Annotated in this window: 12 protein-coding genes; all 12 read left to right on the top strand. The window is 47.8% G+C overall.

Translation table 11 applies throughout. From position 1 onward, the window contains the following. Window positions 1–62 precede the first annotated feature (62 nt). The 12 genes from WA407_RS21070 (at window position 63) to murG (ending at window position 15,509) form a co-directional block, all read left to right on the top strand. Complete coding sequence (locus tag WA407_RS21070) at window positions 63–1,328, top strand: adenosylhomocysteinase (RefSeq protein WP_165178386.1); 1,266 nt, start codon at window positions 63–65, stop codon at window positions 1,326–1,328. Window positions 1,329–1,659: 331 nt separating this feature from the next. Beyond that, window positions 1,660–2,097 carry a division/cell wall cluster transcriptional repressor MraZ gene (mraZ, locus tag WA407_RS21065; RefSeq protein ID WP_013311099.1) on the top strand — a complete coding sequence of 146 codons (438 nt, stop codon included), beginning with the start codon at window positions 1,660–1,662 and terminating at the stop codon, window positions 2,095–2,097. 17 nt (window positions 2,098–2,114) lie between these two features. Next, complete coding sequence (gene rsmH, locus WA407_RS21060; RefSeq protein WP_061828520.1) at window positions 2,115–3,065, top strand: 16S rRNA (cytosine(1402)-N(4))-methyltransferase RsmH; 951 nt, start codon at window positions 2,115–2,117, stop codon at window positions 3,063–3,065. A gap of 24 nt (window positions 3,066–3,089) precedes the next feature. Further along, window positions 3,090–3,470, top strand: coding sequence for a hypothetical protein (locus WA407_RS21055; protein WP_235309380.1), 381 nt, complete (start codon window positions 3,090–3,092; stop codon window positions 3,468–3,470). Between the two features lie 60 nt (window positions 3,471–3,530). Next, entirely contained in the window at window positions 3,531–5,885 is a 2,355-nt protein-coding gene (locus WA407_RS21050) for a penicillin-binding transpeptidase domain-containing protein (protein ID WP_336078295.1), read from the top strand. 81 nt (window positions 5,886–5,966) lie between these two features. Next, window positions 5,967–7,883, top strand: coding sequence for a stage V sporulation protein D (locus WA407_RS21045; protein ID WP_336078294.1), 1,917 nt, complete (start codon window positions 5,967–5,969; stop codon window positions 7,881–7,883). 55 nt (window positions 7,884–7,938) lie between these two features. After that, window positions 7,939–9,426, top strand: a complete 1,488-nt coding sequence (locus WA407_RS21040; protein ID WP_336078293.1) for a UDP-N-acetylmuramoyl-L-alanyl-D-glutamate--2,6-diaminopimelate ligase — start codon at window positions 7,939–7,941, stop codon at window positions 9,424–9,426. Next, the gene (locus tag WA407_RS21035) at window positions 9,426–10,829 is read left to right on the top strand and encodes a UDP-N-acetylmuramoyl-tripeptide--D-alanyl-D-alanine ligase (RefSeq protein WP_336078339.1); all 1,404 of its coding nucleotides are present in this window, start codon (window positions 9,426–9,428) and stop codon (window positions 10,827–10,829) included. Before WA407_RS21040 ends, WA407_RS21035 begins: the two co-directional genes overlap by 1 nt. A gap of 22 nt (window positions 10,830–10,851) precedes the next feature. Beyond that, on the top strand, window positions 10,852–11,820 hold the full coding sequence (gene mraY, locus WA407_RS21030; RefSeq protein WP_013311092.1) for a phospho-N-acetylmuramoyl-pentapeptide-transferase: 969 nt from the start codon (window positions 10,852–10,854) through the stop codon (window positions 11,818–11,820). A gap of 4 nt (window positions 11,821–11,824) precedes the next feature. Next, window positions 11,825–13,246 (top strand): UDP-N-acetylmuramoyl-L-alanine--D-glutamate ligase, encoded by a 1,422-nt coding sequence (gene murD, locus WA407_RS21025; protein ID WP_254350273.1) that lies wholly within the window; start codon window positions 11,825–11,827, stop codon window positions 13,244–13,246. 49 nt (window positions 13,247–13,295) lie between these two features. Continuing rightward, on the top strand, window positions 13,296–14,393 hold the full coding sequence (spoVE, locus tag WA407_RS21020; RefSeq protein ID WP_061828513.1) for a stage V sporulation protein E: 1,098 nt from the start codon (window positions 13,296–13,298) through the stop codon (window positions 14,391–14,393). 6 nt (window positions 14,394–14,399) lie between these two features. Then, window positions 14,400–15,509: an undecaprenyldiphospho-muramoylpentapeptide beta-N-acetylglucosaminyltransferase gene (gene murG, locus WA407_RS21015; protein WP_336078292.1), complete on the top strand. Its 1,110-nt coding sequence runs from the start codon at window positions 14,400–14,402 to the stop codon at window positions 15,507–15,509. The last annotated feature ends 11 nt before the right edge of the window (window positions 15,510–15,520 follow it).

Here is a 15,520-nt window from a genome sequence, read left to right as displayed (position 1 = left end):
TGTTATTTTATATAGGATTTATCATGAAGCAAATTTAACCAATATGAAGGAGGAAACAAAGTATGACTTCCCATTCTCTACAAAATAGCATAGTTCACGATCTTAAATTGGCCCCTGAAGGTCATTTGAAAATTGATTGGGTAGAAGCCCATATGCCGGTATTGAACCGTATACGTCAACAATTTGAGCAAGAGCAGCCTTTTGCTGGTCTGAAGGTAACCATCTGTCTACATTTGGAGGCCAAAACGGCTTACCTGGCTAAAGTGGTACAAGCAGGTGGAGCTCAGGTAACTATTACGGGGAGTAATCCATTGTCTACACAAGATGATGTTTGCGCCGCATTAGTTGAAGATGGCGTTACAGTATTAGCTAAATACAATCCAGACCCAGAAGAATTCAAGAATTTGCAAATCAAGGCACTGGAAACAAAGCCCGATCTCATTATAGATGATGGTGGTGACTTGGTTACTCTGTTGCAATCCGAACGGCCTGACCTGATTTCTACGATCCGTGGGGGAGCAGAGGAGACAACTACTGGCATTATTCGTTTGAAGGCTTTGGAAAAAGAAGGGCAACTTCACTTTCCGATGGTGGCTGTTAATGATGCTTACTGCAAATATTTGTTTGATAACCGCTATGGTACAGGACAGTCAGCTTTCGACGGCATTATTCGTACGACTAATCTGGTTGTAGCAGGAAGTACAGTGGTTGTGGTAGGTTATGGCTGGTGTGGCAAAGGAGTTGCAATGCGTGCGAAAGGGCTGGGAGCCAACGTTGTTGTAACCGAAGTTGATCCGATCAAGGCAGTAGAAGCCCATATGGATGGTTTCCATGTCTTGCCGATGGTAGAGGCTGCCAAACTGGGTGACTTCTTTATTACAGTAACTGGAAATAAGGCTGTAATTACAGGAGAACACTTTGATGTGATGAAGGATGGAGCTGTGCTGTGTAACGCAGGGCATTTTGATGTGGAGGTTAGTAAGCCTGAGCTTGCTAAACGTTCCGAATCCATTCGTACGGTGCGTCGCAATATCGAGGAATATCGCTTTAAAGATGGACGTAAAATGTATTTGCTGGCAGAAGGACGCCTCGTGAATCTGGCTGCTGCTGATGGACATCCTGCGGAAATTATGGATACGACATTTGCGCTTCAGGCGCTTGGCTTGAAATATGTGAATGATCGTTACAATGAACTAGGCAAAGCCGTTATTAATGTACCTTATGAAATTGATGAGCAGGTAGCTCGATTCAAGCTTGATAGTCTGGGAATCCAAATTGACACGTTAACTGAAGAACAAAAGATCTATTTGGACAGCTGGAACGCGTAATCGGATTTTTCCATCACGATTTTCGCTGCAAAGTGTTGCGTGTTTAATGCAAGTATTTGTTTAGGTTGACATAATGGACAGAGAATAAGCCCTTTATTCCGTGTTGTTTCGAAACCTGATGCATATTGTCGGGGGACGGCTTCATGGGATAAAGGGCTTTTTTGCATCTTGTGACGCGGGGCTACAATAACAGACATAATGGTATGGATCCGGCTTCTATCACTTTTTGGTAATGAAAAAGAGGTCTTTGATTTTTTAAAGCGAATCTATTATGCTTAGGTGGTGGAAAGTGGGCCAAAGTGGGAGAATAGGGTAAGGGGTGACGAAACCAATGTTTATGGGGGAGTTCCAACATAGCATTGATGAGAAGGGCCGGCTTACTGTACCGGCCAAGTTTCGTGAACTTCTCGGTGCCTCGTTCGTGGTTACCCGCGGGTTGGACCAATGCCTCTTCGTGTATCCCATGGATGAGTGGGCTGTCATGGAGAAAAAACTTAAAGCACTGCCTCTGATGAAGGCCGATGCGCGGGCGTTTACCCGTTTTTTTTTCTCGGGGGCGACTGAATGCGAATTGGACAAACAGGGCAGGGTAAATTTACCGGGGAATTTGTGCGAATACGCCAAGCTCACTAAAGAGTGCGTCGTATTGGGAGTGTCCACCCGTGTAGAGATTTGGAGCAAGCACACTTGGGAGCAATATTTCAACCAATCAGAAGAAGCATTTAACGACATTGCTGAGAAATTGGTTGATTTCAACTTTGAATTGTAATTTAGGAGGTCAGCCGTTTGTTTCACCACATTACCGTACTCAAAGAAGAAGCAACACAGGCACTAAACATCAGGCAGGACGGGATTTATGTGGACTGCACGTTGGGAGGGGCAGGACACAGTTCCGTCATTGCATCACAGCTTGGCCCTGAGGGAAGGCTCATTGCCTTTGATCAGGACGACTGGGCATTGAACAATGCGCGAGAGAAGCTGTCAGCCTATGAAGGCAAGATTTCATTAGTGAAATCCAACTTTCGCCACTTGCAGGACAAGCTGACCGAATTGGGATTGCCCGAGAAAGACGGCGTCCCGCAGGTCCAGGGTATTTTGTTCGATCTGGGTGTGTCCTCGCCCCAGTTCGATGAGGGGGAACGGGGATTTAGCTACAATCATGATGCGCCGCTTGATATGCGGATGGATCAGAGTAGCTCGCTTACGGCTTACGAAATTGTCAATGAATGGTCGGAAGCAGAGATTGCGCGTATTTTGTTTCATTACGGAGAAGAGAAGTTTTCACGGCGGATCGCAAAGATCATGATTGAACGTCGATTGAACAAGCCTATTCACACAACAGGGGAACTTGTCGATATTATCAAAGAAGGAATTCCGGCTGCGGCACGCAGAACCGGGGGACATCCGGCTAAACGCAGTTTCCAGGCTTTGCGGATTGCTGTGAATGATGAGTTGGGTGCACTGGAAGATACTTTGCATCAGGCAGTAAGATGTCTGGCTCCAGGAGGCAGAATTTCGGTTATTACATTCCATTCTCTGGAGGATCGGATATGCAAGCATATTTTCAAGGAGTATTTGGCGAAAAGCATCTATCCATCTGATTTGCCTATTTTGGAGGACAAAATGGAAGGCGATCTGAAGCTGGTGAACCGTAAGCCAATTGTGGCGTCGGAGCAGGAATTGGAGCTTAATCCACGGTCCCGGTCAGCGAAGCTGAGAGTTGCCGAAAAATTGTAAATTTAATGGAGAAGGAGAGGCGACATGGCTTATACACGCGGTAATTTGGCTGTAAAAGAAAAAGCCCGTCAGGAACAGGTTCAGCAACAACGGTATCGCGAGACCACTAAAGTCGTTACACGCCGCAGAGAGCTGCCGATTCGAGAAAAGCTGCTGTATCTATTGACACTTGTAGCGTGCATTGTCATTGCTGGTATGTTGATTAGCAGGTACGCTCACATTTATCAAATCAATTATTCGATTAATACGGCAAGCAAGGACATTACCAAATTACAGACCAATATCGCCCAACTGAAGATGCAAAAGGAGCGTCTGGAAAATCAGATCGTGCCGACTGCAAAGCAACAGGGATATATCGAACCAACAAGAGAGCCCATTCGTGTGGAAAAGCAGGCTGCCAAATAGTTAAGGGCATAGCATCAAGCTATGCTCTGATGTACATTTTTTTGCAGAGAGGTTTGAGCTATGGTCAAAAGAATAAAGCTTCGCACACTGCTAATAGGGGGATGTATTACCCTCTTTTTTCTTGTTCTGCTACTTAAGGTATTTTGGATTCAAGTTGTGAGCGGGGAGTACTGGCATAACCTGGTAGTTAATCAAGTAGAAAGAGATCAGGTGATTCAGCCCAAGCGTGGAACCATTACGGACCGTAAAGGAAACGTATTGGCTACGGATGCACCGGCTTATACGGTAGTTGTCAATCCTAGCATCATTCAGGAGTATGATTTGGAGAATGAGGTTGTAGTTAAGCTGCACCAGTTACTCAAAACGCCTGAGGATGAGCTTAGAGGACATCTTTCTGCAAAGGATAAAAAGGGGAACTACTTAAAAAATCGCGAGATTCGTAATGGGGGCTGGAAGGTAGACCCTGAGATCAAGGCGCAAGTGGATACGTTCAAAGAGTATTTGAAGGATAAGTATGAAGTAATTGGAGCTGTGGACACCGTTCAAGAATCCAAACGCTATTATCCGGAAAATAAGCTGGCTTCCCATGTTCTTGGCTATCAAAGAAAAGATGGCACAGCAGGTATGGGGTTGGAAGCTTATTATAATAAAGAGCTCTCGGGGACGGCTGGAAAGCTTCTGTATCAGCGGGATCGGAAAGGAGTTCCTCTTCAAGGATCGGAAAGTGTCTATGAGCCGGCACAAAATGGTAAAAATTTAAAGCTGACGATTGACGATACGATTCAGTATTATATAGAGGATGCCATGCAGGAAGCTATTGCAAAATACAACCCGAAAACGATGACTGTAGTAGCTGCTGATCCCCAGACGATGGATGTTCTTGGTATGGCAACTTATCCGAATTTTAATCCCAATACATATGGGAGTACACCCTTGGAATATTTCCGTAATAATGCTACTCAATCTATCTACGAGCCTGGCTCCACGTTTAAGATTGTAACCTTGGCAGCTGCGGTTCAAGAAAAGGTGTTCAATCCAAATGAATCTTACCAATCTGGTATGATTCGGGTCGGAGGCTGGGATATTCGTGATGTAAGCCGCAACTGGGGAACGTTAACCTATCTGCAGGGAGTCAAGCGCTCAAGTAATGTTGGTTTCGTCCATCTGGGTTTGGATAAGTTGGGTGGCGAGAGACTGAAGAAATATATTAATAACTTTGGATTCGGCGTGAAAACGGGCATTGATCTTCCAAGTGAGTCTACCGGAGCTATTACGTTCCATACCCAGTACAAATCCGAGGTCGCAACCGCTTCATATGGACACGGACGTGTTCAGGTGACGCCAATCCAGCAGGTAGCTGCCATCTCGGCAATTGCTAACGGTGGGAAGCTGATGCAGCCTCATCTGGTGAAGGAAATCATCAACCCAGATACAGGCGAAGTTCAGACGATTCAACCGAAGGAAGTCCGCCAAGTGATTACTCGGGAATCGGCAGTCCAGACAAGCAGCTATCTAGAGCAGGTTGTATCTGACCAAGAAATTGGTACGGGACGCCTTGCTTATATTGACGGATATCGTGTAGCTGGTAAAACAGGTACAGCGACGAAGGTCGTCGGAAAAGTATATGACCATTCGAAGGATGTCGTGTCCTTTATAGGTTTTGCACCGGTAAATGATCCGAAAATAGCTGTTTTGGTTGTTATGGACGAACCCAACAAATCAGTAGGCGGCGGTACAGCAGCAGCGCCTGTATTTAAAAAAATCGTATCCCAATCGCTGCTATATATGGGAGTTCCCAAAACGGGAACTAAAACGAATAAATCAGGTGGCGCTGTTGTAAAAACAGTGAATTTGCCAACGGTACCAACATTAACTGGTCAGGTGAAGAAGGATGCGCAAAATGCATTGCTCAAACAGGGAATTGCCTATGAAACGGTAGGCAAAGGCTCCAAAATTGTTCGCCAGTATCCTGAAGCAGGCGTCAAAATGAAACCCGGACAACGCATTTACTTGCTGACTGAGGATAGTGCCAACATGACTATTCCTGATTTTACAGGTGTTTCGTTGCGTGACACACTTCAAGTTCTGACCCTTATGAAGGTTGGTGTGCAGGTAAGCGGCGAAGGTTATGTTGTCTCTCAAAAGGCGCAAATGTCAAATGGAAAGCGGATCGTCAGCGTGACGCTTCAGCCGGCCAAAGAAACGGTGACCGGAGTGAAACCGGAGGAAACACAGGACTCGACCAATGGAGTTGCAGCTAACCAGATCGGCAGCGCAACAAAAACGGAGGTCGATACTAAAACCGATTCCGGTACTACTGCTGATGCTGGAACAGACTCGGGAGCTCCTAACGGAGGAATATCTGCTGTTGCAGATGAGGAAAGTGCTGCTGCGATTAAAGGCGAGGATAACTGATAGCTTGTTCTAATGTCCGTTCTTTTGAATATTCATGAGGTAAGACATGTCATGAGTATTTGAGGAACGGAGGGAGCGCGTTTGAAAAAATCTAACGTGACCATGCGGCGGAGGCTGGTATGGGGGCTAATGGGATTATTTGTACTGTTTGCGGCCTTGTTGATCCGGCTCGCCTATGTTCAATTGGGTAAAGGAGGCGAGCTCTCGGCCAAGGCTGAGGATTCGTGGCGCCGCAATATTCCATTTGCCGCCAAGCGTGGCGAAATTTTGGATCGGCAGGGTACGGCGCTGACCTATAATGTCAGTTCGCCGACAGTCATGGCGATACCAGTACAAATTAAGAAGCCGGAAGAAACGGCACGCAGGCTGGCACCCTTGCTGGATATGAGTGAGGATAAAGTGCTCAAGCTGATTACCAAACGAACAGCAAGCCAAAAACTTCAGCCCGGCGGACGAAAAATTACGATGGAGAAAGCGCAGCAAATTCGTGATTTGAAGCTGCCGGGTATCGTTGTTGCTGAAGACAACAAACGTTATTATCCTTATGGTGATCTAGCGGCTCATATTCTTGGGTTTACAGGAATTGATAATCAAGGGCTGACAGGCGTAGAGAAGCAGCAAAACAGTAAGCTTCGGGGAATCGACGGAAGCATTGCTTATTTATCGGATGCAGGTGGTCGTCTAATGCCTGGTTCTTCTGAAAAATACATTGAACCGAAGGATGGACTGAATTTACAATTAACCATTGATAAGTCTGTGCAGTCCATTATGGAACGGGAGCTTGACCAAGCCATGGTCAAATTTCAGGCGAAGTCCGCATTGTCTATAGCTATGAACCCTAAGACGGGTGAAATATTAGGCATGGCTGGACGACCAAGCTATGAGCCAGCGCAATACAAGCAATATGCGCCTGAAATCTATAATCGAAATCTGCCTATCTGGATGACATATGAACCTGGGTCTACTTTCAAAATTATTACACTGGCTGCTGCCTTGGAAGAAAAGAAGGTTAATCTCAAAAATGACCTTTTTTTTGATCCGGGATATATTGAAGTCGGTGGAGCACGCCTGCGTTGCTGGAAGAAAGGCGGACATGGAAGCCAAACTTTCCTTCAAGTGGTGGAGAATTCTTGCAACCCTGGTTTTGTAACATTGGGGCAGCGATTAGGTAAAGAAACACTGTTCAAATACATTCGCAATTTTGGCTTCGGCAGCAAAACGGGGATCGACATGATTGGTGAGGGCAACGGTATTTTGTTCAAACTACCTCAGGTCGGTCCTGTAGAGCTGGCTACAACCGCTTTTGGTCAAGGGGTGTCTGTTACTCCGATCCAGCAGGTTACGGCTGTATCAGCGGCAATTAATGGCGGTAATCTTTATAAGCCTCACATTACAAAAGGTTGGGTTCAGCCGGGAACCGGAAAAGTGCTGGAAAAAGTAGAGCCAGAACTGGTACGTAGGGTTATTTCAGAGGAAACCTCCCTACAGGTAAGGGAAGCGCTGGAAAGCGTCGTTGCTAAAGGTACAGGTCGTCCTGCTTTCATTGAAGGCTACCGGGTGGGAGGTAAAACGGGGACAGCACAAAAGGTGATTAACGGGCGTTATTCTTCCTCGGAGCATATTGTATCCTTTATTGGTTTTGCACCGGCGGATGATCCGCAAATCGTCGTTTATACCGCTGTCGATAACCCGAAAGGCATTCAATTCGGCGGGGTGGTTGCTGCGCCAATCGTGCAAAATATTTTAAAGGACGCGCTGATTGCCTTGAAAATACCGCCTCGCACCAATCAAATTGCCAAAGAGTACAAGTATGGAGAAAATCCGATCGAAACGGTACCTGATCTGGTAGGTGCTACTGCAGCTGATTTGTACGAAGATATGAATATGAACTTTATGCTCGTGAAATCTGGGTCAGGCAAGACGGTCGTGAGTCAGGCGCCGAAGCCGGGCTCCAGATTGGAGCGGGGATCAACGATCCGTATTTACATGGGGGATTGATAGGTTCATTTTATACCATACTATGAATAACGAGAGAGCAATGGAGGAATGAAAGATGCAGCTTCAACAATTGGCTTCACTGCTGGCCGTCTCCCGTGTGGTGGGTGACGGTACAGTGGATTGCCGAGGAATCGGGGCGGATTCACGTCGAGTGCAACAGGGAGATTTATTTCTATGTTTGCCAGGTTTTACAGTGGACGGACATGACTATGCTGAGCAGGCAATTGCGTCCGGGGCGGCAGCATTGGTCGTTGAACGGGAACTGGATGTACCTGTTCCGCAACTTGTAGTTAAGGATGCACGACATGCCATGGCGGTTTTGGCGGATTATATGTTTGATTCACCGAGCCGACGTATGCGCATGATCGGCATAACCGGAACCAACGGTAAAACAACGATAACTTATCTGATTGAAAAGATCATGAAGGATGCCGGGGTGAACACCGGACTGATTGGTACGATTCAAATGCGTTACGGAGGTCAGTCTTACCCAATGTCTGGCACTACGCCCGAAGCGGTGGAACTGCAACGTTATCTCGGAAATATGGCAGAGCAGGGGGTTCAATGCTGTGTCATGGAAGTATCCTCACATGCGTTGGAGCAGGGCCGCGTCAAAGGAACTGATTTTCGCACCGCTATATTTACAAACCTGACGCAGGACCACCTGGACTACCACAACACAATGGAGGAGTACCGTGCTGCAAAAGGACTTTTGTTCTCTAGGTTGGGAAATGCTTTCTCGCGGGATGCATCAGATAGCAAATATGCTGTTCTGAATGCAGACGATCCGGCTTCTTCCTATTTGCAGGCTCAAACTGCGGCCCAAGTGATTACATACGGCGTAGAAAAGGAGTCTGATGTGCAGGCATCTCGTATCACTATAGGTTCCAAGGGAACCTCCTTCCATGTGTCTACTTTTAAAGGAGATACCGATATTGAGCTTCGAATGGTGGGCAAGTTCAATGTGTACAACGCACTGGCGGCCATTACCGCTGCTTTGCTGGAAGGAATCTCGCTAGTGGATATCAAGCGCAGTCTAGAGTCTATCGCAGGCGTAGATGGGCGGGTAGAGCCTGTAGATGCGGGTCAGCCCTTTGCTGTTATTGTAGATTATGCCCATACACCGGACGGATTAGAAAATGTTCTTCGCACCGTAAAGGAATTTGCGGTCGGTAAAGTATGGTGTGTATTTGGATGCGGCGGTGACCGGGATCGTACAAAACGTCCGTTGATGGGGAAAATTGCTGCGCGTTACACCGATCATTCGTTTATTACTTCCGATAATCCGCGAACAGAGGACCCGAAAGTGATTTTGAAAGACATCGAACAAGGGTTGATTGACGAAGGTGTACCCGCAGAACGATACGAATTGATCGTGGATCGCAGAACTGCAATTCATAAAGCTGTTGAAATGGCAAGCCCTGACGATGTAGTATTGATTGCGGGAAAAGGTCATGAGACTTACCAGTTGATCGGAAAAACGGTGCATGAATTCGATGATCGCATCGTAGCCAAAGAAGCGATAAGGGGTTTATCCAAGTGATGAAAAGAACAATCGGTCAGATTGCATCTATGTGTGGAGGAACACTTCATGGAGAAGCGGACGCCGAACAGATGGTCGAAGGCGTTTTTACAGATTCTCGCAGGCCGCAGAGCCAAGGGTTGTTTGTTCCACTCGTGGGCGAACGGTTTGATGGACATAATTATGTGCAGCAGATCGTAAGCGAGGCAGGTGCAGCTGCATTTTTATGGCAAAAGGATCATGGAGCACCTCCGGCTGAGAACGCTATTGAGGTAGAGGATACGTTAGAAGCCCTTCAGCTTCTAGCAGCTGCATACTTACGCGAAATTGGCGTTTCTGTCGTTGGGATCACGGGAAGCAACGGCAAGACGACAACGAAAGACATCGTAAACGCTCTGCTGGGTACGACTTTTAAAGTACACAAAACCGAAGGGAATTATAACAATCATATCGGTTTGCCTTTAACGGTACTTTCCATGCCGCAGGATACAGATATTCTCATTCTGGAGATGGGCATGAGTGGGCGCGGAGAGATTCGTCTGCTGGCTAATATCGCTCAACCAGATGTAGCTATCATAACGAACATAGGCGAATCGCACTTGCTGCAGCTTGGTTCTCGAACGGAAATCGCTCGTGCAAAGTTGGAGATTACAAGTGGCCTTAAGCCTGGTGGTTTGCTGATCTACAATGGGGATGAACCACTGCTTTCACAAGTGTTGGCGGAGTCTGAAACGGTCAAGCCTGAAGGTTTGAAATTGTTTACGTTCGGGCTAGCTACAGGCAATGATGACTATCCGACTGAAATCACTTCGGATGGAGAAGGTAGCTTATTCATAACAGCCCAATCTGGCAAAGAGGCTTTCCGGCTTCCCTTGCTTGGACAGCACAATGTTGTAAATGGTTTGGCAGCACTGGCGGTAGCGCGTCATTTCAATGTCGATGCAGACCATATACGTAAAGGGTTATCGTCTTTAAAACTGACGGGCATGCGCATTGAGGTCGTGAACTGTCCTAATGGACTTACCGTGCTAAACGACGCTTATAATGCCAGCCCGGCTTCAATGAAGGCTGCCATTCAGACGTTGTCTGCGTATAAAACGGACGGACGTAAAGTCGCCGTGCTTGGTGACATGCTGGAGCTGGGACCTGAGGAAAAGCAATTCCATGAGGAGATTGGAATTTTCGCGGCAAAGCACGACGTAGAGGTACTGTATACCTACGGTGCGTTAGGCACTTCGATTGCGCAGGGTGCGCAAGGGTTGATGCCAACTGCTAACGTGCACGCTTATACAGATAAGCAAGAGCTGATCCAGCATTTGCAGGTTCATCTCCACGCCAATGATATTGTGCTGGTTAAGGCATCCAGAGGGATGCGACTAGAAGAAATTGTGGATGCGCTGAAAAACGGTCCGCTACAGAACTGATGTTGACGAGAGGGAGACTCCCATGGATATTCAATTATTACTGCTGACGATCGTCGTATCGTTTATACTGGCGGTCATTGCCGCTCCACTGCTCATTCCGCTGCTGCGGCGAATGAAATTCGGCCAGCAGGTCCGGGATGACGGGCCACAAAGCCATCTTAAAAAGATAGGTACGCCTACAATGGGCGGTATCGTGATTCTGGTGGCTTTTACGCTGACCTTTCTTAAGTTTTCAGCTATCAAAAATACGGACTTTTACGTTCTGTTGGTTGCTACGCTCGGTTTTGGGCTGATCGGCTTTTTGGACGACTATATCAAAATTGTATTCAAACGCTCGTTAGGTCTGACGGCGCGTCAAAAGCTGTTTGGGCAATTATTGTTCGGTGCGATCATGTGCTGGCTTCTGCTTAGCAATGATCATAGTACTGCGATCGGCATCCCTGGAACGTCATGGTCATTTGATTGGGGCGGCTGGTTTTATTATCCGTTCATCATTATCATGATGCTGGCGATTAGCAATGCTGTCAATTTCACGGATGGGCTGGACGGGCTGCTGTCCGGTACAAGTGCCATTGCCTTTGCTGCTTATGCCATTGTCGCGATTCAGGCAACCTCGCTTCCGGCAGCAGTATGCTCAGCGGCTATGATTGGCGCTGTACTCGGATTTCTCGTATATAATGCTCATCCTGCCAAGGTGTTTATGGGTGATACAGGCTCGCTGGGAATCGGCGGCGCCATAGGTGCCATTGCCATCGTTACGAAAAGCGAAATTTTGTTCCTCATTATCGGTGGTGTATTCGTAATTGAAATGCTGTCCGTAGTCTTGCAAGTAGCTTCCTTTAAAACACGTGGCAAGCGTATTTTCAAAATGAGCCCGATTCATCATCATTTCGAGCTGTCCGGCTGGTCCGAATGGCGCGTAGTTATTACATTCTGGGCTGTAGGACTGCTGTTGGCAGGACTCGGACTTTATCTCAACAAGGGGTTGTAGACAAATGAACCATCCAGACGCATACAGAGATCAGGAAGTTGTCATTATCGGTCTGGCTAAAAGCGGCGTGCAAGTTGCCAAGGTGCTGCACCAGGCCGGAGCCAAGCTGACAGTCAATGATAAAAAGGATAGGGAACAATGTCCCGAAGCTTCTGAATTAGAGGCTTTGGGAATTTCCGTTTTATGTGGGGGTCACCCAGAAGGGCTAATTCATCCTGGAGTGAAGCTAGTTGTCAAAAATCCAGGGATTCCTTATACGGCCCCTCCTGTACAGAAAGCTGTCGAGCTCGGCATTGAGGTCGTGACCGAGGTTGAGGTCGCCTACCATCTATGTAAAGCTCCGATCATCGGAATTACTGGCTCCAACGGAAAGACGACCACGACCACTTGGGTAGGCAAGCTGTTGGAAGCATCCGGCATGAATCCAATCGTGGCTGGTAATATCGGTACGCCCGTATGTGAGGCGGCTGTGGATGCCAAGTCGGACGAGTGGATGGTTGTGGAGCTGAGCAGCTTTCAGTTAAAAGGAACAAAAGATTTCAAGCCCACTGTGGCCTGCCTGCTCAATGTAGCTGAGACCCATTTGGACTACCACGGAGGCATGGAGGACTACGTTGCATCCAAGGCGCGTCTATTTGCCAATCAAACGGCAGCGGATACTGCGGTGGTGAACTGGGATGACCCCGTCTGCCGGGAGCTCGTACCCTATATAAAAGCGAAGCTGCTTCCGTTCTCTATGACAGAACGTTTGCAGGAAGGGTTGTTCGCTGACCCGCCATACATACCGGATGTGACGGATGATATTGAACGTAGCATCGTATACCGCGATGGAAATGGTGTGCTGCATCCCATTATAGGCGTAGCTGAGATTGGACTTCCGGGTCGTTTTAACGTAGAAAATGCTCTTGCTGCTTGCGCAATCGCCATTGCTGCAGGCGCAGAACCAGCGAATTTGGCGGAACCATTAAGTACTTTTCGCGGCGTCGAACATCGGCTTGAATATGTTTTAGAACACGCTGGTGTAGCTTATTACAATAACTCCAAAGCAACCAATTCGAAAGCAACAATGATGGCCTTATCTTCCTTTAAGCAACCGATTGTACTCATTGCCGGAGGATTGGATCGCGGCTCTGATTATACAGAGCTCGTACCTTCCTTGCAGGAAGGTGTGAAAGCCGTTGTGCTCTTGGGTGAGACACGGCATAAGCTGGCTGAGCGGGCCCAGCAGGCCGGAATAGAGCATGTCAAGGTCGTCGATAATGGGGAGGATGCCGCCGCTACGCTCGTGGAGGCTGTGAACAAGGCTGCTGAATTTGCTGAGATGGGAGATGTAGTATTACTCTCACCCGCCTGTGCAAGCTGGGATATGTTCCGATCCTATGAAGAGCGTGGACGTATTTTTAAAGAGGCGGCGCATAAATTGTAAGTAGGGGGGTTGGATAAGCCCCTACTTTTATGCAAGGGGTGGCCTCCTGATGAAGCAATCTCGTCCAGCGCCGGATCTATGGCTTTTCGTTTGTATTGTAAGCTTATTAGCCATCGGCATGGTTATGGTATACAGTGCGGGCGCCGTCCTCGCTTTTCACGAGTACGGGGACTCCTACTATTTTGTAAAGCGGCAATTGCTGTTTGCAGGGCTCGGCCTTGTAGCGATGTACTTTACTGCCAGAACGGACTACCGGATCTGGCAGAAATATGCCAAGGTCGTGTTGTTGATCTGTCTAGCGCTACTGGTTGCCGTATTAATTCCCGGCATTGGTGTAGTAAGAGGCGGGGCACGAAGCTGGCTCGGTATTAGCTCTTTCGGCATTCAGCCTTCCGAGTTTATGAAGCTAGGTATGATTCTTTTTCTCGCTCGTTGGCTCAGTCGTCCTGACTATGATATTAGCTCTTTTACGCGCGGCCTGTTGCCCCCGCTTGGACTCATGGGACTGGCTTTTGGGCTTATTATGCTCCAGCCCGATTTGGGCACAGGCACGGTAATGATGGGAGCGTCCATGCTCATCGTATTTACGGCAGGCGCGCGTATGAAGCATCTCGGTCTGCTGGCTCTGTCGGGAGCAGCAGGGTTTGCTGCACTGATTGCAGCTGCGCCTTATCGACTCCAGCGCATCACCGCTTTTCTGGACCCTTGGTCCGATCCGCTTGGCGCAGGCTATCAAATTATTCAATCGCTATATGCGATTGGTCCTGGCGGGCTGGCGGGCTTGGGACTCGGCATGAGTCGACAAAAATATAGCTACGTTCCTGAGCCGCAAACTGATTTTATTTTTTCCATTTTGGCGGAGGAGCTTGGCTTTATCGGTGGAATGACGGTGCTGGGGCTCTTTTTGGTTCTCGTATGGAGAGGAATGCGTGTCGCTATAACCATTCCCGATACCTATGGCAGTTTGCTTGCGGTGGGTATTGTCGCAATGGTCGCCGTACAGGTCGTCATTAATATTGGTGTCGTTATCGGTTTAATGCCGGTGACAGGAATAACACTGCCCTTAATCAGCTATGGAGGTTCTTCTCTGACCTTAATGCTAACAGCTCTGGGCATTTTACTAAATTTATCACGTTATGCGAGGTGAACGTTTATGCGCGTCGTGTTGAGCGGCGGCGGCACCGGAGGGCATATTTATCCGGCGCTGGCCGTAGCCAGACAGTGCGAAGAGATTGATCCGGACGCTGAATTTTTATATATTGGCGGTCAACGAGGACTCGAAAGCAAGTTGGTTCCTCAGGAAAAAATTCCATTTGAGGCTATTGATATCACAGGATTTCGTCGCAGCTTGTCTGTGGAAAATATAAAGACGATCATGCGCTTTTTCAAAGGGGTTCGCAGATCCAAAGCATTATTAAAGAAATTTAAGCCAGATGTCGTTATTGGCACTGGGGGATATGTATGCGGACCCGTCGTTTATGCAGCTTCCAAGTTGGGAATTCCCAGCATTATTCATGAGCAAAATGCAATTCCAGGGTTGACTAATACATTTCTGAGTCGCTATGTGGATACAGTGGCTGTTAGCTTTGAAGGCTCAGAAGGAGCTTTCCCCAAAGCTAAAAATGTACTGTACACTGGGAACCCGCGTGCTACAACAGTTCGTTTGGCTAACCGGGATCGGGGATTTGCTACAATTGGGGTTCCGATGAACAGTTCGGTCGTCCTTGTGGTCGGTGGCAGCAGGGGAGCGAAGGCCATTAATGACGCCATGATTGCAATGGCTCCGCAACTTTCGCAACTGAAAGACGTCCATTTTGTATATGTAACCGGTGAATCTTATTATGAGCAAACGCTGGGTAGCATACGGAATCAGATCGGCTCATTGCCCAATCATCTACATGTGCTTCCCTATATTCACAATATGCCAGAGGTGCTGGCTTGTACCTCATTAATTGTTAATCGCGCAGGTGCGTCCTTCTTGGCAGAGATCACATCGTTGGGCATTCCGTCCATTCTGATCCCATCACCTAATGTGACGAATAACCATCAGGAGGCTAATGCTCGTACACTTGAAAAGACAGGCGCATCCGTCATGATTGTAGAAAAGGAACTGAGTGGCCCGGCCCTATTTCAATCTATAGCGGGAATTATGAAGGATGAGGCACGGCGAAGTCGCATGGCAGAGTCGGCGTCTGCGCTCGGCAAGCCTGACTCAGCAGATATTTTAGTAAAAGAAATGGAACGTCTTGCCCATAAAAGGTAGTCTGCAGCGCA

The sequence above is a fragment of the Paenibacillus sp. 203 genome, from assembly GCF_037027525.1.
Classification (GTDB): Bacteria; Bacillota; Bacilli; order Paenibacillales; family Paenibacillaceae; genus Paenibacillus; species Paenibacillus polymyxa_B.
The sequence above is the reverse complement of the archived record's forward strand: the minus strand, read 5'-3'. Positions and strand labels throughout refer to the sequence as shown.